The 25900-nt window shown below is 65.0% G+C and carries 21 protein-coding genes; 13 read left to right on the top strand and 8 right to left on the bottom strand.

Translation table 11 applies throughout. The features are described from left to right. Window positions 1-41 precede the first annotated feature (41 nt). Complete coding sequence (locus tag AC5P7R_RS07560) at window positions 42-1283, bottom strand: dipeptidase (protein ID WP_019658788.1); 1242 nt, start codon at window positions 1281-1283, stop codon at window positions 42-44. A 135-nt stretch (window positions 1284-1418) separates the two neighbouring features. Then, complete coding sequence (locus AC5P7R_RS07555; RefSeq protein ID WP_019658789.1) at window positions 1419-2588, bottom strand: class I SAM-dependent rRNA methyltransferase; 1170 nt, start codon at window positions 2586-2588, stop codon at window positions 1419-1421. Between the two features lie 293 nt (window positions 2589-2881). On the opposite strand from AC5P7R_RS07555, the gene AC5P7R_RS07550 reads away from it, so the two are divergent. Together AC5P7R_RS07550 and AC5P7R_RS07545 are read left to right on the top strand one after the other, a co-directional pair. Next, entirely contained in the window at window positions 2882-3844 is a 963-nt protein-coding gene (locus AC5P7R_RS07550) for a TerC family protein (protein WP_019658790.1), read from the top strand. 93 nt (window positions 3845-3937) lie between these two features. Further along, window positions 3938-4708, top strand: a complete 771-nt coding sequence (locus AC5P7R_RS07545) for a rhomboid family intramembrane serine protease (RefSeq protein ID WP_494539887.1) — start codon at window positions 3938-3940, stop codon at window positions 4706-4708. A gap of 84 nt (window positions 4709-4792) precedes the next feature. Here the strand turns inward: AC5P7R_RS07545 and AC5P7R_RS07540 are convergent, their stop codons facing one another. From AC5P7R_RS07540 to rpmH, 6 genes are all read right to left on the bottom strand, one after another. Beyond that, window positions 4793-5899 (bottom strand): glycerophosphodiester phosphodiesterase, encoded by a 1107-nt coding sequence (locus tag AC5P7R_RS07540; protein WP_155030389.1) that lies wholly within the window; start codon window positions 5897-5899, stop codon window positions 4793-4795. A 137-nt stretch (window positions 5900-6036) separates the two neighbouring features. Beyond that, window positions 6037-7386, bottom strand: coding sequence for a tRNA uridine-5-carboxymethylaminomethyl(34) synthesis GTPase MnmE (gene mnmE, locus AC5P7R_RS07535; RefSeq protein WP_155030390.1), 1350 nt, complete (start codon window positions 7384-7386; stop codon window positions 6037-6039). Window positions 7387-7389: 3 nt separating this feature from the next. Continuing rightward, entirely contained in the window at window positions 7390-10062 is a 2673-nt protein-coding gene (locus tag AC5P7R_RS07530) for a polysaccharide deacetylase family protein (protein ID WP_495213813.1), read from the bottom strand. Between the two features lie 177 nt (window positions 10063-10239). Beyond that, window positions 10240-11955 (bottom strand): membrane protein insertase YidC, encoded by a 1716-nt coding sequence (gene yidC, locus AC5P7R_RS07525; RefSeq protein WP_021203276.1) that lies wholly within the window; start codon window positions 11953-11955, stop codon window positions 10240-10242. Beyond that, on the bottom strand, window positions 11955-12449 hold the full coding sequence (rnpA, locus tag AC5P7R_RS07520) for a ribonuclease P protein component (protein WP_021203275.1): 495 nt from the start codon (window positions 12447-12449) through the stop codon (window positions 11955-11957). The genes yidC and rnpA overlap by 1 nt, the downstream gene beginning before the upstream one ends. Before the next feature lie 5 nt (window positions 12450-12454). Then, complete coding sequence (gene rpmH, locus AC5P7R_RS07515) at window positions 12455-12595, bottom strand: 50S ribosomal protein L34 (RefSeq protein ID WP_005411729.1); 141 nt, start codon at window positions 12593-12595, stop codon at window positions 12455-12457. Between the two features lie 255 nt (window positions 12596-12850). On the opposite strand from rpmH, the gene dnaA reads away from it, so the two are divergent. From dnaA to AC5P7R_RS07460, 11 genes are all read left to right on the top strand, one after another. Further along, window positions 12851-14182 (top strand): chromosomal replication initiator protein DnaA, encoded by a 1332-nt coding sequence (dnaA, locus tag AC5P7R_RS07510; RefSeq protein ID WP_019658797.1) that lies wholly within the window; start codon window positions 12851-12853, stop codon window positions 14180-14182. 275 nt (window positions 14183-14457) lie between these two features. Continuing rightward, on the top strand, window positions 14458-15558 hold the full coding sequence (gene dnaN, locus AC5P7R_RS07505; RefSeq protein WP_005411731.1) for a DNA polymerase III subunit beta: 1101 nt from the start codon (window positions 14458-14460) through the stop codon (window positions 15556-15558). A gap of 979 nt (window positions 15559-16537) precedes the next feature. Continuing rightward, the gene (gene recF, locus AC5P7R_RS07500) at window positions 16538-17632 is read left to right on the top strand and encodes a DNA replication/repair protein RecF (protein ID WP_134732187.1); all 1095 of its coding nucleotides are present in this window, start codon (window positions 16538-16540) and stop codon (window positions 17630-17632) included. Between the two features lie 112 nt (window positions 17633-17744). Next, window positions 17745-20204 (top strand): DNA topoisomerase (ATP-hydrolyzing) subunit B, encoded by a 2460-nt coding sequence (gene gyrB, locus AC5P7R_RS07495; protein ID WP_495213812.1) that lies wholly within the window; start codon window positions 17745-17747, stop codon window positions 20202-20204. 67 nt (window positions 20205-20271) lie between these two features. Further along, entirely contained in the window at window positions 20272-21117 is an 846-nt protein-coding gene (locus AC5P7R_RS07490) for a CPBP family intramembrane glutamic endopeptidase (protein ID WP_021204594.1), read from the top strand. 71 nt (window positions 21118-21188) lie between these two features. Beyond that, on the top strand, window positions 21189-21995 hold the full coding sequence (locus tag AC5P7R_RS07485; protein WP_019658801.1) for a M48 family metallopeptidase: 807 nt from the start codon (window positions 21189-21191) through the stop codon (window positions 21993-21995). 132 nt (window positions 21996-22127) lie between these two features. Further along, window positions 22128-23315: a tetratricopeptide repeat protein gene (locus tag AC5P7R_RS07480; protein ID WP_329859424.1), complete on the top strand. Its 1188-nt coding sequence runs from the start codon at window positions 22128-22130 to the stop codon at window positions 23313-23315. A 143-nt stretch (window positions 23316-23458) separates the two neighbouring features. Continuing rightward, a complete protein-coding gene (locus AC5P7R_RS07475; protein ID WP_010487418.1) occupies window positions 23459-24127 on the top strand; it encodes an energy transducer TonB in 669 nt (222 codons plus the stop codon). Between the two features lie 93 nt (window positions 24128-24220). Further along, window positions 24221-24982 carry a TonB-system energizer ExbB gene (exbB, locus tag AC5P7R_RS07470; protein ID WP_004132614.1) on the top strand — a complete coding sequence of 254 codons (762 nt, stop codon included), beginning with the start codon at window positions 24221-24223 and terminating at the stop codon, window positions 24980-24982. Window positions 24983-25044: 62 nt separating this feature from the next. Next, window positions 25045-25470 carry an ExbD/TolR family protein gene (locus tag AC5P7R_RS07465; RefSeq protein WP_005411739.1) on the top strand — a complete coding sequence of 142 codons (426 nt, stop codon included), beginning with the start codon at window positions 25045-25047 and terminating at the stop codon, window positions 25468-25470. A gap of 3 nt (window positions 25471-25473) precedes the next feature. Continuing rightward, window positions 25474-25887 (top strand): ExbD/TolR family protein, encoded by a 414-nt coding sequence (locus tag AC5P7R_RS07460; RefSeq protein ID WP_005411740.1) that lies wholly within the window; start codon window positions 25474-25476, stop codon window positions 25885-25887. Window positions 25888-25900 lie beyond the last annotated feature (13 nt).

Genomic DNA, 25900 nt, shown 5'->3' with positions numbered 1-25900 from the left:
CCGGTAGTGCCGGCCGCTGGCCGGCACCACCGCAGGGCGTTTCAACCGCCCTGCTTTGCGGCGTAGTCCTGCGCCTGGCGCATCACCCGCAGCAGGTTGCCGCCCCAGATGCCGGCGATCTGCTTCTCGGTATAGCCCTTGCGCAGCAGCCACGCGGTGATCTTCGGCAGCTGGCTGACATCGGGCAGGTCACTCAGTCCGCCACCACCATCCCAGTCCAGGCCGATGCCCGCGTGCTCAGGGCCGACCACCGTGAGGATGTGGTCGAAGTGGGCGAAGAAGTCGTCCAGGCTGGCGTGCCGCACCGGGTGCTCGTGGTCCAGTGCCTGTTCGGCCTTCAGCAGGGCAACGCCTTGTTCGATGCCCATGCCTTCCCAGCCGCCCAGCTGCTTGCTCAGCGCTTCCTCGGCCTGTTTGCGCTCGGGCGTCTTCGCGGTGTCGATCAGGTAGCCGCCATAGGCGTTCACCTGGATCACGCCGCCGGCTTTGGCCAGCTTGCGCAGGCGCGCGTCGTCGAGGTTGCGCGGGTGGTCGTAGACCGCCTTGGCCGAGCTGTGCGACAGCACGAATGGTACCGGCATCATTGCCAGCAGATCGTCGAACACCGCATCCGATGCATGTGACTGGTCGATCACGATGCCCAGCTTCACCGCCTGCCGCACCAGCTCCTTGCCGGCCGGGCTAAGTCCTTTCCATTCCGCACCCTTGGGATCGGTGGCCGAATCGGCGAACTCGTTGTTGGCAAAGTGCACGGTGCTGAGCAGGCGCAGGCCGGCGCGGTGGTAGAACGAGAGCAGGCTGGGATCGGCCACCAGCGGGCTGGCGTTTTCCATGCTGATGTAGACCACACGCTTGCCGGCCGCCTTGATCCGCGCCGCGTCATCGGCGGTCAGTGCCAGCGCGAACCGCTCGGGGTTGGCGGCCAGCATCTCGCGTATTTCCAGCAACCGCTGCAACCCGTGGTCACGTTCGGCCAGGTGAGCGGCGGGGCTGCGGTCGCCCTGGTCGGTGTAGATCGCCCAGAACCCGCCGTCCAGCGCGCCTTCGACCATGCGCGGGTAGTCCACCTGCGAGAGTGCGTTGCGGTCGTGGCGCTGTTCGATGTCGAAGCCGGTGCGGCCGAAATTGGCCGGCGTATCCAGATGGCTGTCGAGGGTGACCAGGCGCTGCTGCAGGGCCTTGGCGCGGGCCAGCTCCTGCGTGCTGAACTCGATGGCGTGGGCGGACAGTGGCGCGCACAGCGCCACGGCAAGCACGAAGGACAGGTGGCGCAACGATGGCATGGGCTCTCACCGGTGTTGGGAAGAGCCCGACCATAGCGCTGCGGCCCGCCGTTTTGTAGCGCCGGGCATGGGCTCGGCTGCCAGACAGATCAGCCGAGCGTGGGCTCGGCTCTACAGAGATCGGCAGTCACGCGGTCAATCCACCACGCGGCAGAACACGGCCTTGAGGTAACGCGATTCCTGCACGTGGGCCATGAACGGATGGTCCGGGCCGGCGCCGGCGACCTTCAGGATCTGGATCGTGCGGCCGGAGAAATAGGCCGCGCGGCGCAGCATGTCGAGGAACTGGTCCTCGGCCACCAGGCCGGTGCAGGAAAACGTGGCGAACAGGCCGCCCGGCTTCACCACGCCAAGCGCCAGCTTGTTCATGTCCAGGTACTTCTTCAGTGCGGTGATGACCTGGTCGCGGTCGCGGGTCATCTTCGCCGGGTCCAGGATCACCACGTCATACTGCTCACCGCGGTTGGCGGCGTCGCGCAGCCACGGGAAGATATCGGACTGGATGAACTTCGGGCGCACGTTGTTCAGGCGCGAATTGCCCTTGGCGATCTGGATGACGTCCTCATCAATGTCGATGCCGACCACTTCCGAGGCGCCACGCGCTGCTGCGTACACGGCGAAGCCACCGGTGTTGCAGCACAGGTCCAGAACGCTCTTGCCTTCCACCTGCTGGCTCAGCCACTCGCGGTTCTCGCGCTGGTCGGCGAAGAAGCCGGTCTTGTGTGCACCGGCCGGGTCGGCGCGGAACTTGATGCCGTACTCGGTGATCACCGCCGCTTCGGTGGTGGTGTTGCCGTGGAAGTCGAAGCTCTCCTGCTTCTGCACGTGTTCGTCGGCGAAGCTGTGGAAACGGCAGCCCGGGAACTGCTCGCGCAGGGCGTCGTAGATCCATTCGCGGTGGCGGAACATGCCGGCGGCGAAGAACTCGACCACCACCAGGTCGCCGTAGCGATCCACCACCAGGCCGGACAGGCCGTCGCCTTCGCTGTGCACCACGCGCCAGGCGTCGGAGACCGCGTCGAGCTTCAGCACCTCACGGCGCAGCGACACCGCCTGGGCGATCTTGCGCGAGAACCAGCCGGCATCGACCGGCACGTTCTGGTCGGTCTCAAGGATGCGCACGGCAATGCGCGAGTGCCCGTTGTAGAACCCGCGGCCAATGAACTCGCCATCGATGCCGACCACGTCGACGATGGAACCGGGCTTGGGCCGGACGGTCGGCTTCTCGACCAGTTTCTGGAAGATCCACGGGTGGCTGGAACGCCACGCATTCTTGAGGCGGACAATCGGAAGGGGGGTATTCATCCGGTCATTGTAGCCGGGGGGCACCGGGGGCCGGAAATCCAGGGCCCGGCGCGGCATTTGACGGCGGCCCGGCCAGGCCGCAGAATCGGCAGCAGAAGGGGAGTAGCTCCCAGACGTTGTCGCCGTCATTTCGAGCCCGCAGGCTCCGGTGCAACGGCAGTTCCAGCCGACTGGAACTGCGAGCGAGACCTTCGCCGTACTGGCGAAGCTCTGTCCCTGGATCCCCCTCCCGATCCTCCGTTGCAGATCCTCGCCGTCCGGCCTGGCATTCATCTTTCCAACGGACATTCCCAATGCAGACGATCGGTAACGTGTGGTTGTGGGGCGGCTTCGCAGCGGTGGTGGTCATCGCCCTGCTGGTCGACCTCGTGTTGATGCGCCATGGTGGACCGCACAAGGTCACCTTCAAGGAGGCCCTGTGGTGGTCCATCGGCTGGGTCGCGCTGGCCCTGCTGTTCAATGCCGGCCTCTGGTACTACCTGAATGAGACCGCCGGCCAGGTGGTAGCGAACAAAGTCGGCCTCGAATTCCTGACCGGCTACCTGGTCGAGAAGGCGCTGGCGGTCGACAACATCTTCGTGTTCCTGATGATCATGAGCTACTTCGCGGTGCCGGATGAGCAGCGCCAGAAGGTGCTGATCATCGGCATTCTGGGTGCGATCGTGCTGCGTACGATCATGATCTTCGCCGGCAGCGTGCTGATCAGCCAGTTCCATTGGCTGCTCTACGTATTCGGTGCTTTCCTGCTCTTCACCGGTTGGAAAATGTGGTTTGCCGCCGGCCAGGAGCCGGACCTGGAGACCAACCCGGCCCTGCGCTGGATGCGCAAGCACCTGCGCCTGCTGCCGGACTACGCCGGCAACGCGCTGAGCGTGAAGCGCGACGGCGTGCGCTGGTTCACCCCGCTGTTCGCGGTGCTGATCCTGATCGCGGTCACCGACGTGATCTTCGCGGTGGACAGCATCCCGGCGATCTTCGCGATCACCACCGACCCGTTCATCGTGCTCACCTCCAACGTGTTCGCGGTGCTGGGCCTGCGCGCGATGTTCTTCCTGCTGGCCGGCATGGCCGACCGCTTCCACCTGCTGCCGTATGGCCTGGCGCTGGTGCTGGGCTTCATCGGCATCAAGATGATGATCATCGACCTGTTCAAGATCCCGACCCCGGTGTCGCTGGGCGTGGTCGCGGTCATCATCGCCGCCACCGTGGTACTGAGCCTGAAGTACCCGCCGAAGGAAGGCTCCGGCCACGCCTGATCATGGCCGGCCGGCGGGATTGTCCCGCCGGCCGCACCCACTCTCCCGCAGCGGTGGCCTTGGTTTCGCGCCAGTCACCGCCATTGCTGAGGTATGGACAACAACGCGCCCCTGCCCGCCGGCGACGTGCCGGCCCCTCGCGATGACCGCTCGCGCATCCTGCGGGCGTTCAATCTCAGCCTTGCCGCTGTGCTGGTGCTGGTGGCCGTGTTCGCCCTGCAGGGCACCTTCGACTGGCGGCCGTGGGCGGTCGCACCGCTGGAAGCCAAGGGCCTGCTTGGCCTGATCGGTGGACCGATGCTGCATGCCTCGGTCGAGCACATCGCCGCCAACAGCATCGCGATCCTGATCCTGGGCACGCTGGCTGGCAGTGTCTACCCGAAAGCAACCTTACGCGCCCTGCCCCTGCTGTGGCTGGGCTCGGGCATCGGCGCGTGGATGCTGGGCAATCCGGGCAGCGTGCACCTGGGCGCCAGCGGCGTGACCCACGGCCTGATGTTCCTGCTGGCCAGCCTGGGCCTGCTGCGCCGCGACCGCACCGCCATCGCCACCGGCCTGATCGGCATGCTGTTCTACGGCGGCATGCTGATGACCATCCTGCCACACGCCGATGGCGTGTCCTGGCAGTCGCACATGGGCGGCGCCTTCGCCGGCATCATCGCCGCGCTGCTGTTCCGCAACGCCGACCCGCTGCCGCCGCGCCCGCGCTACAGCTGGGAAGACGAAGAAGACGAGGCAGAACCGCTGGCCGACGACGAGCTGGAGCCGCCGTCGCCACAGCGCGTGCCGGTGCTGTGGCAGCCGCGCGAGGGCCAGGACTACGTGGTGATTCCGTTCCGCCGGCCGGACGAACCGCGCGGTTGAAGCGAGGGGCCGCCGGGCATGGCCCGGCGCTACCGTGCGGACGCCCTGGGTAGCGCCGGGCCATGCCCGGCGGCCAGGGGTCGATCAGTTCCCCGCCGCGCCCATGCCATCCACCGCCTGCCGGCCCAGCGCCGGATCATCGGTGAAGAACGCATCGATGCCGGTCGCCAGATAGGCGTGCATCTCGGCAATCGAACCTTCGGGATTGCGCGCGGTGTCGGCGCCCTTGCGCAGGTTGCTGGCCTGGAAGTGGTTCTCCGGACGGAAGGTGTACGGAATCACCATCAGCCCCACTGCATGTGCGTCCTGTACCAGCGTGGTCGGAGTGCTCAGCGCGCCCTTGGCATCCAGCGGAATGATCGAGCGCAGTTCCGGGCCGATGCCGTCGGCGTAGCTGGCGATGTCCTTCAGTCCGGCCGGGGTCATCATCTGCGCGTAGGTCAGCGTGCCACCGGCCTTGGCGATGTCGGCCGGCTGGGTGCCGCCCTTCCACAGCAGTTGCAGCAGGCGGATGTTGCTGCCGCGCGGGATCTTGCCGCGCAGGTAGCGCAGGTTGGCGGTCTCGAACGACTGGATGGTGACCGGGCCGACGTTGGTATAGGCGTTGCCGCGCAGCGCGGCCAGCAGCTTGTCTTCCATCGGCAGGCCGATCGACTGGAAGTAGGTCGGGTGCTTGATCTCCGGTACCAGGCCGATGCCACGGTTGGCACGCCCGGCCTGCTGCACCAGGAAGGCCAGGATCTCGTCCAGGCTGGCGATGCGGAACTGGCCGTCATAGGCGGTGCTGCGCAGTTCCGGCAGGCGCTCGCGCGCGTACAGGGTCTTCAGCTCGGCCAGGGTGAAGTCTTCGGTGAACCAGCCGTCGACCTTCTGCCCGTCGATGACCTTGCTGGTGCGGCGGCTGGCGAACTCCGGATGCGAGGCCACATCAGTGGTGCCGCTGATCTCGTTCTCGTGGCGGGCCACCATCATTCCGTCCCTGGTCATCACCAGGTCCGGCTCGATGTAGTCGGCGCCATCGGCGATCGCCTGCGCATAGGCGGCCAGGGTGTGCTCGGGTAGCAACGCGCTCGCCCCGCGATGGCCATAGACCGACACCTTGTGCGCGGCCGAGGTGGAGGATTCAGCACTCATGGCCACCGATGGTGCCACGGCCAGCGACAACAGCAACGCACAACCCCACGACTTCACTGCGACTTCCCCAAGCGGTATGTGATGGCCGTCAGTATGCGGCGGCAATGTGACAGGTGGGGGAAGCCCGCACCTGTAGAGCCGAGCCCATGCTCGGCTGACGGGTAGAGCAGCCGAGCATGGGCTCGGCTCTACAGTTACTTGCCGATGCAGAAACTGGAGAAGATCCTTCCCAGCAGATCATCCGCACTCATCTGCCCGGTGATCTCGCCCAGCGCGTCATGCGCCAGCCGCAGTTCCTCGGCGGCCAGCTCCAGGTGCTCGTGCGCCAGCTCGCCGTCGGCGCGCTGCGCGTGCTCCTGCGCACGCTCGATTGCATCCACATGCCGCGTGCGCGCGGAGAACTCGCCATCCGCCTGCTCCCCTGCCCCGGCCGAAGCGATCAAACGCAGGCGCGCGTGCAGATCCTCCAGGCCGGCACCGGTCGCAGCCGAGACGAACACACGGTCCGGGTCGTCCAGCATCGGCAGCGCATCCAGCAGGTCCGACTTGTTGTGGATGTAGACCTTGTGCGGCACCGCTGCCACGGCCTCGCCCAGCGCCGCTTCGCCGGTCGCCGGATCGCGCGCATCCAGCACGATCAGCGCCAGGTCGGTGCGCTCGATTTCCACATGGGCGCGGCGCATGCCTTCGCGTTCGATGGCGTCGCCGCCGTCGCGCAGGCCAGCGGTATCGACCAGGGTCAGTTCCAGCCCGTCCAGGCGGATCGTCTCGCGAAGCGTGTCGCGGGTGGTGCCGGCGATGTCGGTGACGATGGCGCGTTCACTGCCGGCCAGCGCATTGAGCAATGAGCTCTTTCCGGCATTGGGCGGACCGACCAGCACCGCATGCAGGCCATCGCGCAGGCGGCGACCGCGTTCGGCATCGCGGCGCAGCAGGGCCAAGTCGCTGCGCGCCTGTTCCAGCCCGCGCCGCACCTGTGCGCCACCAAGCGTATCCAGCGGTTCGTCGGCAAAGTCGATGGCCGCTTCCACGTGGATGCGCAGCAGCACCAGCTGATCGACCACGGCCTCGATGCGGCGCGAGAACACGCCATCCAGCGAGCGTCGTGCAGCGCGTGCGGCACGGTTGTCGCCGGCGGCGATCAGGTCAGCGATGGCCTCAGCCTGGGCCAGGTCGAGCTTGCCGTTGAGGAACGCGCGTTCGCTGAACTCGCCAGGCCGCGCCTGGCGCGCGCCGAGCGCGATGCAGCGCGCGACCAGTTGCTGCAGCAGCACCGGACTGCCGTGGCCCTGCAGTTCCACCACCTCTTCGCCGGTGAAGCTGTTCGGTGCCGGGAACCACAGCACGATGCCATCGTCGATGACCTCGCCGTCGGCATCACGCAGGCGCGCGTAGTGCGCGTGGCGCGGCCGCAGCGCGGGCGCCCCCAGCGCATTGGCAATCGCCGCAGCGCGCGGACCGGACAGGCGCAACAGGCCGACACCACCCGCGCCGGGGGCACTGGCGATGGCCACAATGGTGTCGGTGCGGATCGCGTCGTTCATGGCTCAGAGCTTCTCCAGCTGCGTGCGTGCCTGCGCGGCACCGCTGCCCTGCGGCTGCAGCGCCAGGTAGGTGGTGTAGGCCTGCTTCGCCTTGGCCTTGTCGCCGGCGTTGAAGTAGGCATCACCCAGGTTGAGATAGGCCACGGCGCGCGATGGGTCGATCTTCAGCGTGTTCTCCAGCCAGCGCGCCGCTTCGGCATAGCGCTGCTGGCGGTAGTAGACGAAACCGAGGTTGTTGGCGGCCTGGGCAAAGTCCGGACGCAGCTTCAGTGCTTCGGTGAACTGCGCGACTGCCTCGTCGTACTGCTTCTCGCGGTACAGCTGAAGGCCACGGTCGTTGGCCTGCTGCGCGCGCTGGCGGTCGGACGCCGGGCCGGCGGAGGGCACTACCAGCTTGGCCTTGCCGCCCTGCAGGTCAGCCACCGTCACCGGCGCCTGGCTGCCCTTGGCCTCGCTGGCGGCATCCACCTTGTTGTTCAGTGCGATTGCATCGGCGGTCAGCTGGCGCGTATCGGCATTGAGGAATTCCTGGCTGTCCGGCACCTGGAACACGAACTCGCCGCCCTGCGAACCGGGCAGGCTGCCGAAGGCCGGGGTCTGGTGCGAGACCGCCGATACGGCCGGCGCCACGTAGGCGGCCAGCTCGGTACCGGTGATCAGGCCGTCGCCGTTGAGGTCACCCTTGCCGGCCAGCGCCTGCAGCAGCACCCAGGTGAACACCGAGTGGCCGTTGGGGCCGGCATCGGCCACCTGCTGGTCGGCGCCACCGGCGGTCAGCATCTGCCGCGCGCTGCGACGCGCGTTCTCGCGCAGGAACGACGACGACGACGGGCCGCCACGGGTCAGGCCCAGGCCGCTGTAGCAGGCATCCATCACGAACATCACGTGCTTGGCCTGCATGCTCTCGGCGATGTTCTGGATATCGGTCATCGCGATGGCATCGGTAGCGAATTCCTTCGGGTCCGAATCAACCGGAATGATGTAGCCGAGGTCGCGCCCTGAGGCGAGCTGGCGGGTCGCGCCGTGGCCGGCGAAGAACACGAACACGCGGTCGTTCCTGCCAGTGCGGTCATCGGCCAGGCGGTCGTGGAAGGCGGCCAGGATGTTGTTTCGGGTGGCCTGCTCGTTCTTCAGCACGATCACCTGCGAGGACGGGAAGCCGAACTGCCCGGTCAGGGTATCGGCCACCGCCTGCGCGTCGTGGCTGGCGTATTCCAGCTTCGGCCACTTGGCGTAGTTGTCGATGCCGACCACGATCGCCCACGACTTCTCGTAGCCGGTGGTGACGGTCGCGGCACCGGTATCGCCCTTGCGCGCACGGGCGACGGTGAAGTCGCGGCCGTTCCAGCCGGCGAACTGGTAGCCATCGGCGATCAGCCGGTCGAGGATCTGCGGCAGTGCCTTTACCGCACGATCGTGGATGTCGTGGAACAGGATGATGCCGCGCTGTTCCTTGTTCACCTGGTCCAGCACGCGCTGCACGATCGATTCCGGCACCGGGTCGGCCCAGTCCATCGAATCGATGTTCCACATGATCGACTTCAGTCCGGCCTCGTTGAGCAGCTGCAGGCCTTCGGCGTTGCGCGCGCCATAGGGGAAGCGGAACAGCGGCGCGCGCTTGCTGTCGACATCCTTCAGCAGCGTGTCGGTGTCGAGCACCTGCTGGCGCAGCGCGTCACCGGTGGTGCGCGACAGTTGGGCGTGGGTCAGGCTGTGGTTGCCGACCGCATAGCCTTCTTCCATCAGGTTGCGGCTGATCTTCGCCATCGGGCCGAGGCTGACCTTGCCGTCGGCCTCGACCTTGCCCAGGTTGCGGCCCACTTCGAAGAAGACACCCGGCACGTCATAGCGCTTGAGGATGGCCACCACTTCATCGGTATAGGCCTTGTGCGGACCGTCGTCGAAAGTCAGCACCACGGTCTTGGCCGGCAGGTCGCGGCCGAAGATCTCGCGGTCGCTGTCCTTCATCGACATCGGATACGGCTCGATCACGCCGTAGTCGCGCAGGATCGCTTCGCGGCTGTAGTCCGTGTGCAGGTGGGCGATGTAGTCCTCCCACTTCTCGCGCTTCAGCGCGATGGCGCGGGTGCGCTCGAAGCGGCTGAAGATGCGGGTCAGTTCCTGGTTGTAGTTGCGCTCGATCTCGTCCAGCGCCTCCAGGTCTTCGCCGATGCGCTGGTGCAGCTTCACTGCCGGCAGCGACGAATCGGCGCCGACGCGCTCATGCAGATCGCGCAGCACTTCTCGGAAGGCCAAGCGGTCGGCGTCGAACAGCTCCGGCGCCGATTCGATGTAGTCCAGCACGGTGCCGAGGGTGGCGAAGCGCTGCGGGCTGGAGCCGCGCAGCAGGGTGTCGAACTGCGCGGCGATCGCCGTGCGCTGTTCCAGGCCATCGTGGAACAGCTGCTGTCCCACACGCGTGGAGGTGCCGCGGTCGGCGGCCGACTGCTGTTGCTCGTCTGCCAGCAGCACGATGATCCGGCGGTAACCGTCGAGCTGTTTCTGCAGGGCCACCAGCATCGGTGCGGCCGCGGGATCGGCGGCGGCCGCGGCCTGCGCGCTCGCCTGGGTGACGGTGGTCGCCGGCGCCTTCGCATCCTTGTCGCCACAACCGGCAACGACCAGGGTCAACAACAGCGAGGGCAGGAACAGGCGGAACGACGACGCACGCGGCATGGCGGACTCGAGGGCGGGAGGGACGATGTGCCGGCGATTCTACCGCCGCATGCGAAAAGCCCGCCTTGCGGCGGGCTTTTCGCGTCGATCGGGGCGGTAGAGTCGACTGTGGGTCGACTGCTCATCCGCCAGTCGACTAACAGTCGACTCTACAAAGCAGGTGACCTGCGGTCGGGATTACTTCTTCTTGACCGGGGCCGGAGCGGTGGTGGCCGGGACCGGCTCGCCGCCATGGCGCTTGGTCATCCACCACTGCTGCAGCAGGCCCAGGCCGCCGTTGACCACCCAGTACAGGACCAGGCCGGACGGCATGAAGGCCATCATGACGCCGAACACCAGCGGCATGAACTGCATCATCTTCTGCTGCATCGGGTCCATGCCCGGTGCCGGGGTCAGCTTCTGGGTGAACCACATCACCGCCACGTTGATGACCGGCAGGATGAAGTACGGGTCGCGTGCGGTCAGGTCCTGGATCCAGCCGAACCAGGGCGCCTGGCGAAGTTCGACCGATTCCACCAGCACCCAGTACAGGGCGAAGAAGATCGGCATCTGGATGAGGATCGGCAGGCAGCCGCCCATCGGATTGATCTTTTCCTTCTTGTACAGCTCCATCATCGCGGTCTGGAACTTCTGGCGGTCATCGCCATAGCGTTCCTTCAGCTGCGCGATGCGCGGCTGGAAACGACGCATCTTGGCGCCGCTCTTGTACTGGGTTGCCGACAGCGGGTACAGCACCAGCTTCAGCAGCACCACCAGCCCGACGATCGCCCAGCCCCAGTTGCCGACCAGCTTGTGCACCTGGTTGAGCACCCAGAACAGGCCCTGGCCGATCACCGCCATCATCGAGAAGCGGCTGTAGTCGACCACGCGGTCCAGGCCCGGCACATCTTCCTTGGCGATCAGGTTGACCAGCTTCGGGCCGACCCACAGGCGGGCTTCGGTGCTGGTCGACTGGCCCGGCGCCACGGTGAAGGCCGGGCCACGCGCTTCGATCAGGTCACGACCGGCCACCTGCGAGAGCACGTAGTGTGCGGTCTGGTCCTTCTGCGGGATCCAGGCGGTGAAGAAGTGGTGCTGCAGCATCGCCAGCCAGCCGCCGGTGATGTTCTGGTTCAGCGTGCCGTCTTCCAGGTAGTCCTTGAACGCACGACGCTGGTACTTCTTGTCATTGTCGTACCAGGTGGCACCGTTGAAGCTGAAGGAATCCGGGTTGGTCATGCTCCGCGACAGGATGGTCGGGGTGCGGTCCAGGGTGCGGTAGACGTAGCCGTTCCACGGGGCGGTGCCGGCGTTGCTGACTTCGTCCTTGAAGCGCACGGCGTACTCGTTGCGCGAGACGGTCAGGGTGCGCTTGATGGTCACGCCGTTGTCGGCGGTCCACACGAACGGGATCTGCAGTTCGTTCTGGCCCTTGGCCAGCACGAAGTCGGTGGTGTCACCCACCAGCTTGAAGCCGTCGGCGCCGGGAACCGGGGTGTTCTTGTCTTCGCTGGCCCAGCCACTGATCGCGCTGTACGGGTGGGCGGGGTCTTCGGTCAGCAGGCGGACCGGCGGACTGCCTTCGTCCTTGGTCTGCGGGAACTGCAGCAGCTCGGCGTCGAGCACGCGGCCGCCGTCGAGCACCAGGCGCAGCACGTCGGTGGTGACCGTCACGCGCTGGCTGGCCGGGGTAGCGCTGGCCTGGGCCTGTGCGGCGGCCTGGCCGGGGGCGCCCGGCACCTGGGCGCTGGGGATGGCGCCGGGGTTCGCGCCCGGAACACTCTGTGCGGCGGCCGGGGCCGACGTGGTGGTTGGTGCCGGGGTCGGAGCAGCCTTTTCACGGCTCCACTCCATCCACAGCAGCACGGCCACCATCAGCCAGGCAAAAATGAGGAATACGCGGGTCTGGTTCATCAGCGGACAGGCTCGGCGGGGCCGGGACGCGATGCCGGCTCGGTCAAAGAAGGAGTTGCGATGCCATCAGGCGGCGGCATTGTGCCGTCCACGCCCGGCGTGGGCAATGCACGCAGGCGACGCAGCAGGCGCAGGAAGGCCTGGCGGATCTCGTCGTTGCTGGCGGAACGCGCAGCACTACGAGCCACGACGACAAAGTCGCCTGGCTGGATGTCGGTACGTGTCTGACGCAGGATGTCGCGCAGGACGCGCTTGATCCGGTTACGCCCGACGGCGTTCGGATCGACCTTGCGGGAAACTGCCAGACCCAGCCTGGCCGGCCGGTCAGCCGGCAGCCAGTGCAGGGTCATCAGCGGATCGGACACACGGCGGGCGCCGTTGAAGACCGTTGAGTATTCGGCACGCGTGCGAACCCGCGCAGAGCGAGGGAATCGCTTGCGCGGGTCTGCAGTATTCACTGTCGAAGGGATTGCGTCTGCCGCGATGTGCGGCATGGCAATCAGGCGCTCAGGACTTTGCGGCCCTTGGCGCGGCGACGCGACAGGATCTTGCGGCCGTCAGCGGTCTTCATACGGGCACGGAAGCCGTGGTCGCGCTTACGCTTGAGGTTGCTGGGCTGGTAGGTGCGCTTCGTGGCCATTGGGGGCCTCTCGTATGAATGGGACGGAAAGAACCGGAAATTCTAGAGAGGTCTCCCCCCTCACGTCAACCCCTGGGGACTACGCGAATTCACCGGGCTGTGCAATAGCTGTGGATGTTTTTGTGAATAAGTAGGGGACAAGCATTCCGAAGGCGGGCGCTCGGTGGTAGTCTGAGCCATCCATTTCCCCCCTTTCCGGCCTGTGTCTGGGCGCCTTGTCGCGTCCATGCACCGGCCACCGGACGATTATTGCTGATGGATGCCTGGTCCCGTAGTCTCGAGCGCCTCGAAGCGGAGTTCCCGCCGGAAGACGTTCATACCTGGTTGAAGCCGCTGCAGGCCGATCTGCGCGTGGACAGCCTGGTGCTGTATGCACCAAATGCCTTCATCGTCGACCAGGTCCGCGAGCTGTACCTGGCCCGGATCCGCGAACTGCTGGCTCACTTCGCCGGTTTCAGCGACGTTTTTCTTGAAATCGGCTCGCGCCCGCGCCCTGTGGAGACGCAGAACGCGCCGGTTTCCACGTCGTCGGCGCCTGTGTCCAGCGAACCGCAGGTGCCGTTTGCCGGCAATCTGGACAATCACTACACCTTCGCCAACTTCGTCGAAGGCCGCAGCAACCAGCTGGGCCTGGCCGCCGCCTTCCAGGCAGCGCAGAAGCCGGGCGACCGCGCGCACAACCCGCTGCTGCTGTACGGAGGCACCGGCCTGGGCAAGACCCACCTGATGTTCGCCGCCGGCAACGCCATGCGCCAGGCCAATCCGGGCGCGAAGGTGCTGTACCTGCGTTCGGAACAGTTCTTCAGCGCGATGATCCGGGCCCTGCAGGAAAAGACCATGGATCAGTTCAAGCGCCAGTTCCAGCAGGTCGACGCGCTGCTGATCGATGACATCCAGTTCTTCGCCGGCAAGGACCGCACCCAGGAAGAGTTCTTCCACACCTTCAACGCGTTGTTCGATGGCAAGCAGCAGATCATCCTGACCTGCGACCGCTATCCGCGCGAGGTCGAAGGCCTGGAAGCGCGCCTGAAGTCGCGGCTTGCCTGGGGCCTGTCGGTCGCGATCGAACCGCCGGACTTCGAGACCCGCGCCGCGATCGTGCTGGCCAAGGCGCGCGAACGTGGCGCCGAGATTCCCGATGATGTTGCGTTCCTGATCGCCAAGAAGATGCGCTCCAACGTGCGCGACCTCGAAGGTGCGCTCAATACCCTGACCGCCCGCGCCAACTTCACCGGCCGCGCGATCACCACCGAATTCGCCCAGGAAACCCTGCGCGACCTGCTGCGCGCCCAGCAGCAGGCGATCAGCATTCCCAACATCCAGAAAACCGTTGCCGACTACTACGGCCTGCAGATCAAGGATCTGCTGTCGAAGCGTCGGACCCGCTCGCTGGCCCGCCCGCGCCAGGTCGCCATGGCCCTGACCAAGGAACTGACCGAGCACAGCCTGCCCGAGATCGGCGACGCCTTTGCCGGTCGCGATCACACCACGGTGCTGCATGCCTGCCGCCAGATCCGGACCCTGATGGAAACCGACGGCAAGCTTCGCGAGGACTGGGACAAGCTGATCCGGAAGCTGAGCGAATGATGCACGGATGCCGATGAGGCGTCATCGCACAAAACGGTGCAGAATCCGGTAGCAAGCGCGGGACACGTTGTGGATAAAAATGGCGTTTGAAATCGCGCTGGAGTTATCCACAGCTTTCCCCACCCTCTGGGGGTCGGTAATACAGAGGGTTTCGAGGCCAGAAACTCTTTTATTTACAAAGACTTAGCGTTGTTTTCCAGCGATTCTGTCTCTACCAGCACCACCAAGCTTTTGATTTATTCCACATTTTTTAAAGCATAGGGGCACGGAACCACATGCGTTTCACACTGCAGCGCGAAGCCTTTCTCAAGCCGTTGGCACAGGTCGTCAACGTGGTCGAACGCCGCCAGACCCTTCCGGTTCTGGCCAATTTCCTGGTCCAGGTGCAGAACGGCCAGCTGTCGCTGACCGGTACCGACCTGGAAGTGGAGATGGTGTCGCGGATCGCGGTTGAAGATGCCCAGGACGGCGAAACCACCATTCCCGCCCGCAAACTGTTCGAGATCATCCGCGCCCTGCCCGACGGCAGCCGGATCACCGTCTCGCAGACCGGTGACAAGATCACCGTGCAGGCCGGTCGCAGCCGCTTCACCCTGGCCACCCTGCCGTCCAATGACTTCCCGTCGGTGGACGAGGTGGAAGCCACCGAGCGCGTGGCCATCGGCGAAGCAACCCTGAAGGAGCTGATCGAGCGCACCGCGTTCGCGATGGCCCAGCAGGACGTGCGCTACTACCTCAACGGCCTGCTGTTCGACCTGCGCGGCGATGCGCTGCGCACCGTCGCCACCGACGGTCATCGCCTGGCCCTTTGCGAAACCGACCTGGCCAAGCCCAGCGGTTCCAAGCGCCAGATCATCGTGCCGCGCAAGGGCGTGACCGAGCTGCAGCGCCTGCTGGAAAGCGGCGATCGCGAGATCGAGCTGGAAGTTGGCCGTAGCCACGTCCGCGTCAAGCGCGACGATGTCACCTTCACTTCGAAGCTGATCGATGGCCGTTTCCCGGACTACGAAGCGGTGATCCCGATCGGCGCCGACCGCGAAGTGAAGGTTGATCGTGAAGCACTGCGTGCCTCGCTGCAGCGCGCTGCGATCCTGTCCAACGAGAAGTACCGCGGCATTCGCGTGGAAGTCTCGCCGGGCAACCTGAAGATCAGCGCGCACAATCCGGAACAGGAAGAAGCCCAGGAAGAGATCGAGGCCGACACCACGGTCAGCGATCTGGCCATCGGCTTCAACGTGAACTACCTGTTGGATGCCCTCTCCGCCCTGCGCGACGAGGAAGTGATCATCCAGCTGCGCGACTCCAACTCCTCGGCGCTGGTGCGTGAGTCCAGCAGCGAGAAGTCGCGCCACGTGGTGATGCCGCTGCGTCTCTGACGGAAACGCTGTTTCACGTGGAACCCAGAAGCGCCCGGGACCTCCCGGGCGTTTTTTTATGTTCCACGTGGAGCATTGTCGAAACAGATCGGAGAAAGTCCGGACGCGCCCTGCTCGGCTCCAGACCAACTCGATCTCGCTTGCTCGAAGCAACTCAGGATCCAGGACCCTGGGGAGGCGCCTTGCAGTGCTCGTCGGGCTCCATGTTTTTGGGGTTCTGGCAGCGAGTTCTTCGCATATCCCACTTCGCTGTCCTGATCTTCACTGCTGGAAGCAGCAGATCCTCTTCCTGGAGGAGGTCCTCCGCTTCTGCAAACGGCACTGTCCACAGACCGGCTCGGGGGCAATTTGGGGAAATCCTAGCTTCTAAATCTGGGTATAAATCTAAAGCCTGGTGGTGATGGTAGAGCCAGATTTCGTGGAAAAATGTATTATCTATTTGTTTTTAAAGGGATTTATGAGTCTGAAACCCCCTGTATAGAGGGTCCTCGGGCTGGTGGGGAACCTGTGGATAGTTTTGAGCGCTTAACAAAAGGGCTTTTTTATCCACAGATTGCCCATACCTTGTGTATAAGCCATACATCCCTGCTGTGGACAGCGTGGAACGAGCGTCCTGAATTTCTTGAAATCTGTGGAACCCTCCAAGGCATCGGATCGCAGATTTGAAGGAATCGGCGGGGTCATCCGTCGGAGCCACCCGCGAGGTGTCCAGCGGGTGGCCCTGCAGTGCTCGCGAAATCGGCGAAATCCGAGGGCCTGGACGCTGGAACCTCGCGCAGATTTGAAGAAATTTCGGGCCTTTGCAGCCCGGAACGTGCGAGCGCGTCATCCGCATTTCACGTGGAACGCGTCCATCGATGGGTGCAGAAGCTGCACCTTCGGCTCGACCGGCCTGCCACCGCGCCCGGCTTGACCGATGCAGTAAGCTGATGGATTCCCTGCCCCTCTACCGCCTCGTGCGGATGGTCTTTCGCGCCCCATGCAGATCCGCCGCCTCGCCTTGCATCAACTGCGTCGCTTCAGTGCGGTGGACCTGTCGCCCCAGCCGGGATTGAACCTGCTGACCGGTGACAACGGTGCCGGCAAGACCAGCGTGCTCGAAGCCCTGCATCTGATGGCGTATGGGCGGAGCTTCCGAGGCCGGGTACGCGATGGTCTGGTGCGCCAGGGCCAGGAAGCCCTGGAAATCTTCGTCGAATGGGACGAACAACGCGCGAACCACCCGCCGCACCGCCGGAAGGCCGGCCTGCGCCACAGTGGCCAGGACTGGAAGGGACGATTGGACGGTGAGGACGTGGCCCAGTTGGGCAATCTATGCGCAGCGCTGGCCGTCGTGACGTTCGAGCCCGGCAGCCACGCGCTGGTCAGTGGAGGCGGTGAACCCCGTCGCCGTTTCCTCGATTGGGGCTTGTTCCACGTGGAACCTGATTTCCTGTCCCTGTGGCGCCGCTATTCGCGTGCGCTGAAGCAGCGCAACGCCCTGCTCAAGCAAGGCGGGCCGCCACGGATGCTCGATACCTGGGATCATGAGCTCGCGGAGGCCGGAGAGCCTCTGACCAGTCGTCGCCAGCACTACCTGGAGCGCTTGCAGCAGCGCACCGTGGCGCTGGCTGCCAGCCTGGCGCCGCAGCTCGGCATCCAGGGCCTGGAACTCAGTGCGGGGTGGCGTCGGCATGAGCTTCCTCTGGCCGATGCCCTGCTTCTGGCACGGGAACGTGACCGCCAGGCCGGTTACACCTCGGTCGGGCCGCACCGGGCCGATTGGAGCGTGGATTTCCACAGCATTCCCGGTCGTGACGCGCTCTCTCGCGGCCAGGCCAAGCTGACGGCATTGGCGTGCCTGCTGGCACAGGCCGAGGACTACGCAGAGCAGCGCGGCGAGTGGCCGGTGATTGCCCTCGACGATCTGGCTTCGGAGCTGGATCGGACCCACCAGGCGCGGGTACTGGAGCGCCTGCTCAGCGGACCGGCACAGATCTTTGTCACTGCCACCGAAACCCCGGCAGCGCTGCAGGAGCTGACCCATATTGCCCGGTTCCACGTGGAACATGCACAGATCGTGGCTGTGCCATAGTGGGCACACCAGGGCCGCTCGACCCCGGCTGGTATAATTCGGGTTGGAATCCTTTCATTCTCGGCACACCGCTCCACGCGGTGGCCGACCTGCGGAGCCTACGGCAAGCGCAATGAGCGACGAACAGAACACCCCGGCAAACAACGGCAACTACGACGCCAACAGCATTACGGCCCTGGAAGGCCTGGAGGCTGTCCGCAAGCGTCCCGGCATGTACATCGGTGACGTGCATGACGGTACCGGTCTGCACCACATGGTGTTCGAGGTGGTCGACAACTCGATCGACGAGGCGCTGGCCGGCCACGCCGACCACGTTGCAGTGACCATCCACGCCGATGGCTCGGTCTCCGTGTCCGACAACGGCCGTGGCATTCCGACCGGCAAGCACGAGCAGATGAGCGCCAAGCTTGGTCGCGAAGTGTCCGCTGCCGAAGTGGTGATGACGGTCCTGCACGCAGGCGGCAAGTTCGACGACAACAGCTACAAGGTTTCCGGCGGCCTGCACGGCGTCGGCGTCAGCGTGGTCAACGCGCTGTCGCAGAAGCTGGTGGTGGATGTGTTCCAGAACGGCTTCCACTACCAGCAGGAGTTCAGCAACGGCGCCGCCGTGACCTCGCTGGCCAAGCTGGAAACCACCACCAAGCGCGGTACCACGGTGCGCTTCTGGCCGTCGACCGTCGCCTTCCACGACAACGTGGAATTCCACTACGACATCCTGGCCCGTCGCCTGCGCGAGCTGTCGTTCCTGAACTCCGGCGTCAAGATCGTCCTTGCCGACGAGCGTGGTGATGGCCGTCGCGATGATTTCCACTACGAAGGCGGCATCCGCAGCTTCGTGGAGCATCTGGCCCAGCTGAAGACCCCGCTGCATCCGAACGTCATCTCGGTCACTGGCGAGCACAACGGCATCGTCGTGGAGGTGGCGCTGCAGTGGACCGACTCCTACCAGGAGACGATGTACTGCTTCACCAACAACATTCCGCAGAAGGACGGCGGTACCCACCTGGCCGGTTTCCGCGGTGCGTTGACCCGCGTGCTCAACAACTACATCGAGCAGAACGGCATCGCCAAGCAGGCCAAGATCAACCTGACCGGCGACGACATGCGCGAAGGCATGATCGCGGTGCTGTCGGTGAAGGTGCCGGACCCGAGCTTCTCCAGCCAGACCAAGGAAAAACTGGTCAGTTCCGATGTGCGTCCGGCGGTGGAAAACGCCTTTGGTGCGCGCCTGGAAGAGTTCCTGCAGGAAAACCCCAACGAAGCCAAGGCGATCGCCGGCAAGATCGTCGACGCCGCGCGCGCGCGTGAAGCCGCGCGCAAGGCCCGCGACCTGACCCGCCGCAAGGGCGCGCTGGATATCGCCGGCCTGCCGGGCAAGCTGGCCGACTGCCAGGAAAAGGATCCGGCGCTGTCCGAACTGTTCATCGTCGAGGGTGACTCGGCAGGTGGTTCGGCCAAGCAGGGCCGCAACCGCAAGAACCAGGCAGTGCTGCCGCTGCGCGGCAAGATCCTCAACGTGGAACGCGCGCGTTTCGACCGCATGCTGTCCTCCGACCAGGTCGGTACGCTGATCACCGCGCTGGGCACCGGCATCGGCCGCGACGAGTACAACCCGCACAAGCTGCGTTACCACAAGATCATCATCATGACCGACGCCGACGTCGACGGCGCTCACATCCGCACCCTGCTGCTGACGTTCTTCTACCGTCAGATGCCGGAACTGATCGAGCGCGGTTACGTCTACATCGGCCTGCCGCCGCTGTACAAGATCAAGCAGGGCAAGCAGGAGCTGTACCTGAAGGACGACCCGGCGCTGGACAGCTACCTGGCCAGCAGCGCGGTGGAAAACGCCACGCTGGTGCCGGCCACCGGCGAACCGGGCATCGAAGGCCTTGCGCTGGAGAAGCTGCTTCTGGCCTACGCGGCCGCGCTGGATTCGATCGAGCGCAACGCACATCGTTACGACCGCAACCTGCTTGAAGCGCTGGTCGATTTCGTGCCGATGGACCTGGAGAGCCTGCGCAGTGCGGGTGAAGGCGAAGGGCTGGATGGACTTGCCAAGCGGCTCAACCAGGGCAGCCTGGGCAGCCCGCGTTTTACGCTGGAACTGCAGGAAGCCAACGACGAGCGCCCGGCCGCTGTGCTGGTGACCCGTCGCCACATGGGCGAACAGCACGTCCAGGTGCTGCCGATGTCGGCGTTTGAAAGCGGCGAACTGCGCGCGATCCATCAAGCCTCGAAGCTGCTGCACGGCCTGATCCGCGAAGGCGCCACCATTTCCCGCGGCGCCAAGTCGATCGAAGTGGACAGCTTTGCCAAGGCACAGAACTGGCTGCTCGAGGAGGCCAAGCGCGGCCGCCAGATCCAGCGATTCAAGGGCCTGGGTGAAATGAATCCGGAGCAGCTGTGGGACACCACGGTGAATCCGGAGACCCGCCGACTGCTGCAGGTGCGCATCGAAGACGCTGTCGCTGCCGACCAGATCTTCAGCACGCTGATGGGCGATGTCGTCGAACCGCGTCGCGACTTCATCGAAGACAATGCGCTGAAGGTCGCAAACCTGGATATCTGACACAATCCGGACACGGCCGGCGCGCGGGGAGGCGCGCCGGCTTTCGACTCTTGAACGCAGGTACCTGATGTCCGCATCCGCCCCGGTTTCCGCTCCGCCCCCGGTTCCGCCGTCTTCTGTCGCGCCGCGTGCGGTTTCGCCGTTGGCGGGGTTCTTCATCGACCTGGGCATCGCCGCTGTCACGTTGTTCGGCCTGAGCCTGATCAGCGGCGTGCTGTGGGGCTTGTACCGTGGCGTGGTGGTCGGTTACGCGACCGCGCAGGCCGGCGCTGGCGCACCCGACGCCAGTTCGGTGGCGGCGTCATTGGGCCAGCCCGGCGCACTTGCGCAGATTCTCATGGCGCTGTTTGCCACCGGCGGCGCCGCGCTGCTGCTGTACTTCTGGCGACGGCCGGCCAACGCCGCCGAACGTCATGCGTCGCGCCAGGCACTGCGCCGCCCCTCCACCTGGGGCTGGACCCTGCTGGTGGCGACCCTGATCGTGCTGGGCAGCAACGGTATCGCCTTCCTGGCCAAGCAGTTCGGCATCGAACCGGTCCCCACCAACCTGGCGCTGATGCAGAGCGCGATCGCGCGCTTCCCGTTGTTCCTGATGCTGTTCGCGGTGGTACTGGCACCGGCCTACGAGGAACTGCTGTTCCGCCGCGTGCTGTTTGGACGCCTGTGGAAGGCGGGGCGCCCGTGGCTGGGTGTTGTACTGAGCAGCCTTGCTTTCGCCCTGATCCATGAAATCCCTGGCACCAGTGCAAACGGCCCGGCCGAAATCGCACAGCTGTGGCTGGTCTATGGCGGCATGGGCGCCGCGTTCTGCTGGTTGTACCAGCGCACCGGCACGCTCTGGGCCGCGATCACCGCGCACGCCCTGAACAACGGCGTGGCGCTTGCCGCGCTTGTGTTTTTCGGGGCAACGTAACGCCGTGTCCGCTTGACGAAAGATTAAGCCGCTACGCTACACACTGCGCATATGAACACGGGGGTGGACCCATGAAACAACTGCTGCTGGCCCTTGTCATCACCACCCTGGTCAGCGCCTGCGCGACCACGACCTCCCCTACCGGCCGCCGGCAGATGGTGGGCGGTGTGTCGCAGGCACAGCTGGACCAGCTCGGCGCACAGGCGTTCGCCGAAACCAAGCAGAAGGAAAAGATCAGCACCGACGGCCGCCAGAACGGTTATGTGCAGTGCGTGGTCAACGCTCTGGTCGCGCAGCTGCCGCCTCAATACCGTGGCGTACGGTGGGAGACGGCCGTGTTCGTCGACAAGGAGCCCAACGCCTTTGCCCTGCCCGGTGGCAAGGTTGGCGTGAACACCGGCATCTTCACCGTCGCCAAGAACCAGGATCAGCTGGCTGCCGTAATCGGCCATGAAATCGGGCATGTCATTGCCCGTCACCACGAAGAGCGCATCACCCGCCAGATGGGCGCACAGACCGGACTGGCCGTGCTCGGTGCGTTGGCCGGTGCGGCGTACGGTGAAGGTGCCGCCAGCACGGTCAACCAGCTTGGCGGAATGGGCGCGCAGGCGGCCTTCCTGCTGCCCGGCTCGCGCACCCAGGAGAGTGAGGCCGACGTAATCGGCCAGCGACTGATGGCCCAGGCCGGCTTCAACCCGGCGCAGGCGGTCGATTTGTGGCAGAACATGATGGCTGCCAGTGGTGGCCGCAGCCCGCAGTGGCTGTCCACCCACCCTGATCCGGCCAACCGCATCCAGGAACTGCGGCGCGATGCGCCGGGGCTGACGCCGGTCTACCAGCAGGCGCAGGCCGCCGGGCTGCGGCCAAAGTGCGGATGAGTGCGCAGTTCTATGCTGTATTGCAGCACATAAAACGATTTCTCACGCCATCTGTTTCTGATACGTTTGGCGGCTCAGATTTTTCTGACAGTCCGACTTTGCCGCTATCCGGCGGTTCGATCGAGGTGAACGATGATTTTCCGTAACCACAAAGCTGTGCTTTCCGTCCTCGTCGCGACCGCCCTGACCGGCGCCGTGGTCACTGATGCCTTCGCGCAATCCTCGCGTTCCTCCGAGCGTGGCAACCGCGGCGGCAAGCAGGCCAAGGCCGAAGCGCTGTACCCCAACGCGACCCGCCAGGAGCCGACCGTCAAGGCATCGGCCAAGCTGGGCAGCAAGCTTCAGAAAATGATTGACAGCTACAACAAGGAAAAGTTCCCGGAGACGCGCACGCAGGCCGACGCGATCCTGGCTGACAGCGCCGCGAACGAGTATGACAAGTCGCTGGCCGCGCAGCTGGCGTCGCAGGCTGCCTACCAGACCGACGATACCCCGGCTGCCATTGCCTACCTGAAGCAGGTCCTGCAGTTCAACGGCCTGGACAACAACGGCCACTTCCAGTCCATGCTGATGCTGGGCCAGTTGCAGCTGCAGGAAGACCAGACCGCCGAAGGCCTGGCGACCTTGGACAAGTACTTCGCCGAGAGCAAGTCGACCAAGCCGGAAGAGCTGATCGCCAAGGGCCAGGCGCTGTACCAGCTGGAGCGCTACCAGGAAGCGATCCCGGTGCTGAAGCAGGCCATCGCCGGTGCCACCGAACCGAAGGACAACTGGAACCAGCTGCTGATGGCGGCCCTCGCCGAAGCCGGCCAGTCCGGCGAAGCGGTGAAGGAAGCAGAGGCTCTGGCCGCCAAGAACCCGAACGACAAGAAGGCCCAGCTGAATCTGGCCAGCATGTACATGCAGGCCGACCAGATGGAAAAGGCCGCCGCGGTGATGGACAAGCTGCGCAACAGCGGCCAGCTCACCGAAGAGCGCGAGTACAAGCAGCTGTACTCGATCTATGCCAACACCGAACACAAGGAAAAGGACGTCATCGCGGTCATCAACGAAGGGTTGCAGAAGGGCATCCTGAAGCCGGATTACCAGGTCTACCTGGCGCTGGCCCAGTCCTACTACTACTCCGACCAGGTGCCGCAGGCGATCGATGCGTGGCAGAAGGCTGCCCCGCTGTCCAAGGACGGTGAGACCTACCTGAACCTGGCACGCGTCCTGCATGCCGAAGGTCGTATCCCGGAGGCCAAGCAGGCCGCCCAGCAGGCGCTGGCGAAGGGTGTGAAGAACCAGGCTGATGCCAAGAAAATCATCAACCTGAAGTAAGTAGGAATAACGCCTGAATGCCTGCACAGTTGATGCGCAGGCGCTCAGGATTGGTATAAGCTTGGAGGTTCCTGCGGTGTCATGCACCGCTGATCAGGGATTCCGCCCCCGGCATCCCGGCCCCACTATTGAGCTCTTGGCGCATGACGGAACAACTAGTCGTTCACCGGTACGAACAACCCGATGACAAGGGGCTGAGCTGGCCTCGCATCGTCGGCATCGCGTTTGTAATTGCCCTGCATCTGGCCGCCTTCATGATGCTCCTCATTCCCGCCGTGGCTCCCAAGGCCGTTGCGGAGAAGGAGCGCAACGTCATGGTGACCATCGTCGACGCACCGCCGCCGCCGCCCCCGCCGCCGCCGCCGCCGCCGCCGACGGATACTCCACCGCCGCCGGTGAAGAATCTGTCGCCGCCGAAGCCGTCGCCGGTCCCGCCGCCGCCGCAGGCGCCGGTCGTGGACGTGCCGGAGCCGCGCCCGAACGACATCGTCACCCCGCCGTCGCCGCCGGCACCGCCGGCACCGCCGACCTCGATCGAGGCCAGCGTGGACATCTCGTCGAAGGCCATGAATCCGCCGCGCTACCCGCCGGCAGCCTTCCGCGCGGGTATCCAGGGCGAAGTGATCCTGATCATTGATGTCGATGCCAGCGGCAACGTCACCAATGTCACGGTGGAAAAGTCCAGCCGTAACCGCGACCTGGACCGTGCTGCGATGGAAGCGGCTCGCAAGTGGCGCTTCAACGCCGCTGAAGCAGGCGGTAAGAAGACGGCAGGTCGCGTTCGCGTTCCGGTCAACTTTGCGCTGAACTGATGCGCCCGGGTGGCCGCCGGCCACCCCCGCTCCCGGTTCGATTGTTTAGCTTAGCTACACCCTTTATCACCACACACAACAAAGGTAAGCGTCATGCTGCAGGAAATTTTCATCGCCGCTGCTGCCGGGGGCAATCCGTCCAACGCCCTGTCGCAGATGGGCTTCGAGCACCTGATCCACGAAATGACCACCAAGCCGGGTGATTTCGCGGTTTCCTGGGTCGTGCTGCTGACCCTGGTCGTCATGTCGGCCATGTCCTGGTACTGGACCGTCATCAACATCTTCCGTGCTACCCGCCTGAAGAGCGCCGCCGATCGCGTCGTCAGCCTGTTCTGGGACACCCCGAACGCGCAGGACGCCATCCGTGCGATGGAAGAACAGCCGGCTTCCGAGCCGTTCTCGAAGATCGCCCTGGACGCTGCCCAGGCGGCTGCCCACCACCAGCGCGCTGAAGGCGGCGCCACCGGCGGCGTGGGTGAGAACCTGAGCCGTTCGGAGTTCGTCGACCGCGCCCTGCGTCAGGCCGTGACCCGCGAAAGCAACAAGCTGCAGTCGGGCATGACCCTGCTGGCCACCGTCGGTGCAACCGCTCCGTTCGTCGGTCTGCTGGGTACCGTGTGGGGCATCTACGGCGCGCTGATCAAGATCGGTGCCACCGGCTCCGCTTCGATCGACGCCGTTGCCGGCCCGGTGGGTGAAGCGCTGATCATGACCGCGATCGGTCTGTTCGTCGCGATCCCGGCCGTGTTCGCCTTCAACTTCTTCAGCAAGATCAACAGCGCGACCATCAGCAAGTTCGATACCTTCGCGCACGACCTGCACGACTTCTTCGCCACCGGCTCGCGCGTCCGCTGATTGCGGCGCGCGTCACCCAGCGACGAACGTAAGTAGTCACCAAGATCTAGACGGAGCCCGTTATGGCTTTCAGTAGTGGTAACAGCGGCGGCCCCATGGCCGACATCAACGTTACGCCCCTCGTGGACGTGATGCTGGTGCTGCTGATCATCTTCATCATCACGGCGCCCCTGATGTCCCACAAGGTCAAGGTGGATCTGCCGGAAGCCAACCTGATCCAGAAGCCGGAAGACGCTGAAAAGCGTTCCGGACCGATCACCCTGGCAGTCAAGGAAGACGGCTCGATCTACTGGAACGACGAAGAAATCAACAAGCAGACTCTCGAGTCGCGCTTGGCGACCGCCGCCCAGCAGACCCCGCAGCCGCCGCTGAACCTGCGTGGTGACCGCACCACCAAGATGCGTGTCATCAACGACCTGACCAAGGTCGCGCAGGAGCAGGGCATGCTTGACGTCGGCTTCGTCGCGACCAAAGAAAAGGGGCAATAAGCCATGGCATTCAGTAGTGGTGGTGGCAAGGGCCCCATGGCAGACATCAACGTCACGCCCCTCGTGGACGTGATGCTGGTTCTGCTGATCATCTTCATCGTGACCGCGCCGATCATGACGTACCCGATCGCCGTGGACCTGCCGCAGCGCGTGCTCAACCCACCGCCGCAGCTGGTCGAACCGCCGCCGCCGATCGAACTGAAGATCGACGCCAGCAACCAGGTCTCGTGGAACAACAGCCCGATCAATACCAGTGAGCTGCAGCAGCGGATGGAGCAGGAGGTCCAGCGTGACCCGACCAACCAGCCGGAACTGCGCATCGACGCCAGCCCGGATTCCGAGTACGACGTGATGGCCAAGGTTCTGGCCGCTGCGAAGAACGCTCAGATGAAGAAGATCGGTTTTGTGCAGCAGTAATCGCTACACCGCA

The sequence above is a fragment of the Stenotrophomonas sp. YJH_SMC_27 genome (assembly GCF_059369815.1).
This window is presented reverse-complemented; position numbering and strand designations above follow the sequence as displayed.

Coding starts and splice junctions, on each gene's coding strand:
- yidC (WP_021203276.1), bottom strand. CDS start 11,955: ATGAACCAGACCCGCGTATTCCTCATTTTTGCCTGGCTGATGGTGGCC.
- AC5P7R_RS07480 (WP_329859424.1), top strand. CDS start 22,128: ATGATTTTCCGTAACCACAAAGCTGTGCTTTCCGTCCTCGTCGCGACC.
- AC5P7R_RS07545 (WP_494539887.1), top strand. CDS start 3,938: ATGGACAACAACGCGCCCCTGCCCGCCGGCGACGTGCCGGCCCCTCGC.
- mnmE (WP_155030390.1), bottom strand. CDS start 7,386: ATGAACGACGCGATCCGCACCGACACCATTGTGGCCATCGCCAGTGCC.
- exbB (WP_004132614.1), top strand. CDS start 24,221: ATGCTGCAGGAAATTTTCATCGCCGCTGCTGCCGGGGGCAATCCGTCC.
- rnpA (WP_021203275.1), bottom strand. CDS start 12,449: ATGCCGCACATCGCGGCAGACGCAATCCCTTCGACAGTGAATACTGCA.
- gyrB (WP_495213812.1), top strand. CDS start 17,745: ATGAGCGACGAACAGAACACCCCGGCAAACAACGGCAACTACGACGCC.
- AC5P7R_RS07485 (WP_019658801.1), top strand. CDS start 21,189: ATGAAACAACTGCTGCTGGCCCTTGTCATCACCACCCTGGTCAGCGCC.
- dnaA (WP_019658797.1), top strand. CDS start 12,851: ATGGATGCCTGGTCCCGTAGTCTCGAGCGCCTCGAAGCGGAGTTCCCG.
- AC5P7R_RS07475 (WP_010487418.1), top strand. CDS start 23,459: ATGACGGAACAACTAGTCGTTCACCGGTACGAACAACCCGATGACAAG.
- dnaN (WP_005411731.1), top strand. CDS start 14,458: ATGCGTTTCACACTGCAGCGCGAAGCCTTTCTCAAGCCGTTGGCACAG.
- AC5P7R_RS07490 (WP_021204594.1), top strand. CDS start 20,272: ATGTCCGCATCCGCCCCGGTTTCCGCTCCGCCCCCGGTTCCGCCGTCT.
- AC5P7R_RS07530 (WP_495213813.1), bottom strand. CDS start 10,062: ATGCCGCGTGCGTCGTCGTTCCGCCTGTTCCTGCCCTCGCTGTTGTTG.
- rpmH (WP_005411729.1), bottom strand. CDS start 12,595: ATGGCCACGAAGCGCACCTACCAGCCCAGCAACCTCAAGCGTAAGCGC.
- AC5P7R_RS07465 (WP_005411739.1), top strand. CDS start 25,045: ATGGCTTTCAGTAGTGGTAACAGCGGCGGCCCCATGGCCGACATCAAC.
- AC5P7R_RS07555 (WP_019658789.1), bottom strand. CDS start 2,588: ATGAATACCCCCCTTCCGATTGTCCGCCTCAAGAATGCGTGGCGTTCC.
- recF (WP_134732187.1), top strand. CDS start 16,538: ATGCAGATCCGCCGCCTCGCCTTGCATCAACTGCGTCGCTTCAGTGCG.
- AC5P7R_RS07550 (WP_019658790.1), top strand. CDS start 2,882: ATGCAGACGATCGGTAACGTGTGGTTGTGGGGCGGCTTCGCAGCGGTG.
- AC5P7R_RS07560 (WP_019658788.1), bottom strand. CDS start 1,283: ATGCCATCGTTGCGCCACCTGTCCTTCGTGCTTGCCGTGGCGCTGTGC.
- AC5P7R_RS07460 (WP_005411740.1), top strand. CDS start 25,474: ATGGCATTCAGTAGTGGTGGTGGCAAGGGCCCCATGGCAGACATCAAC.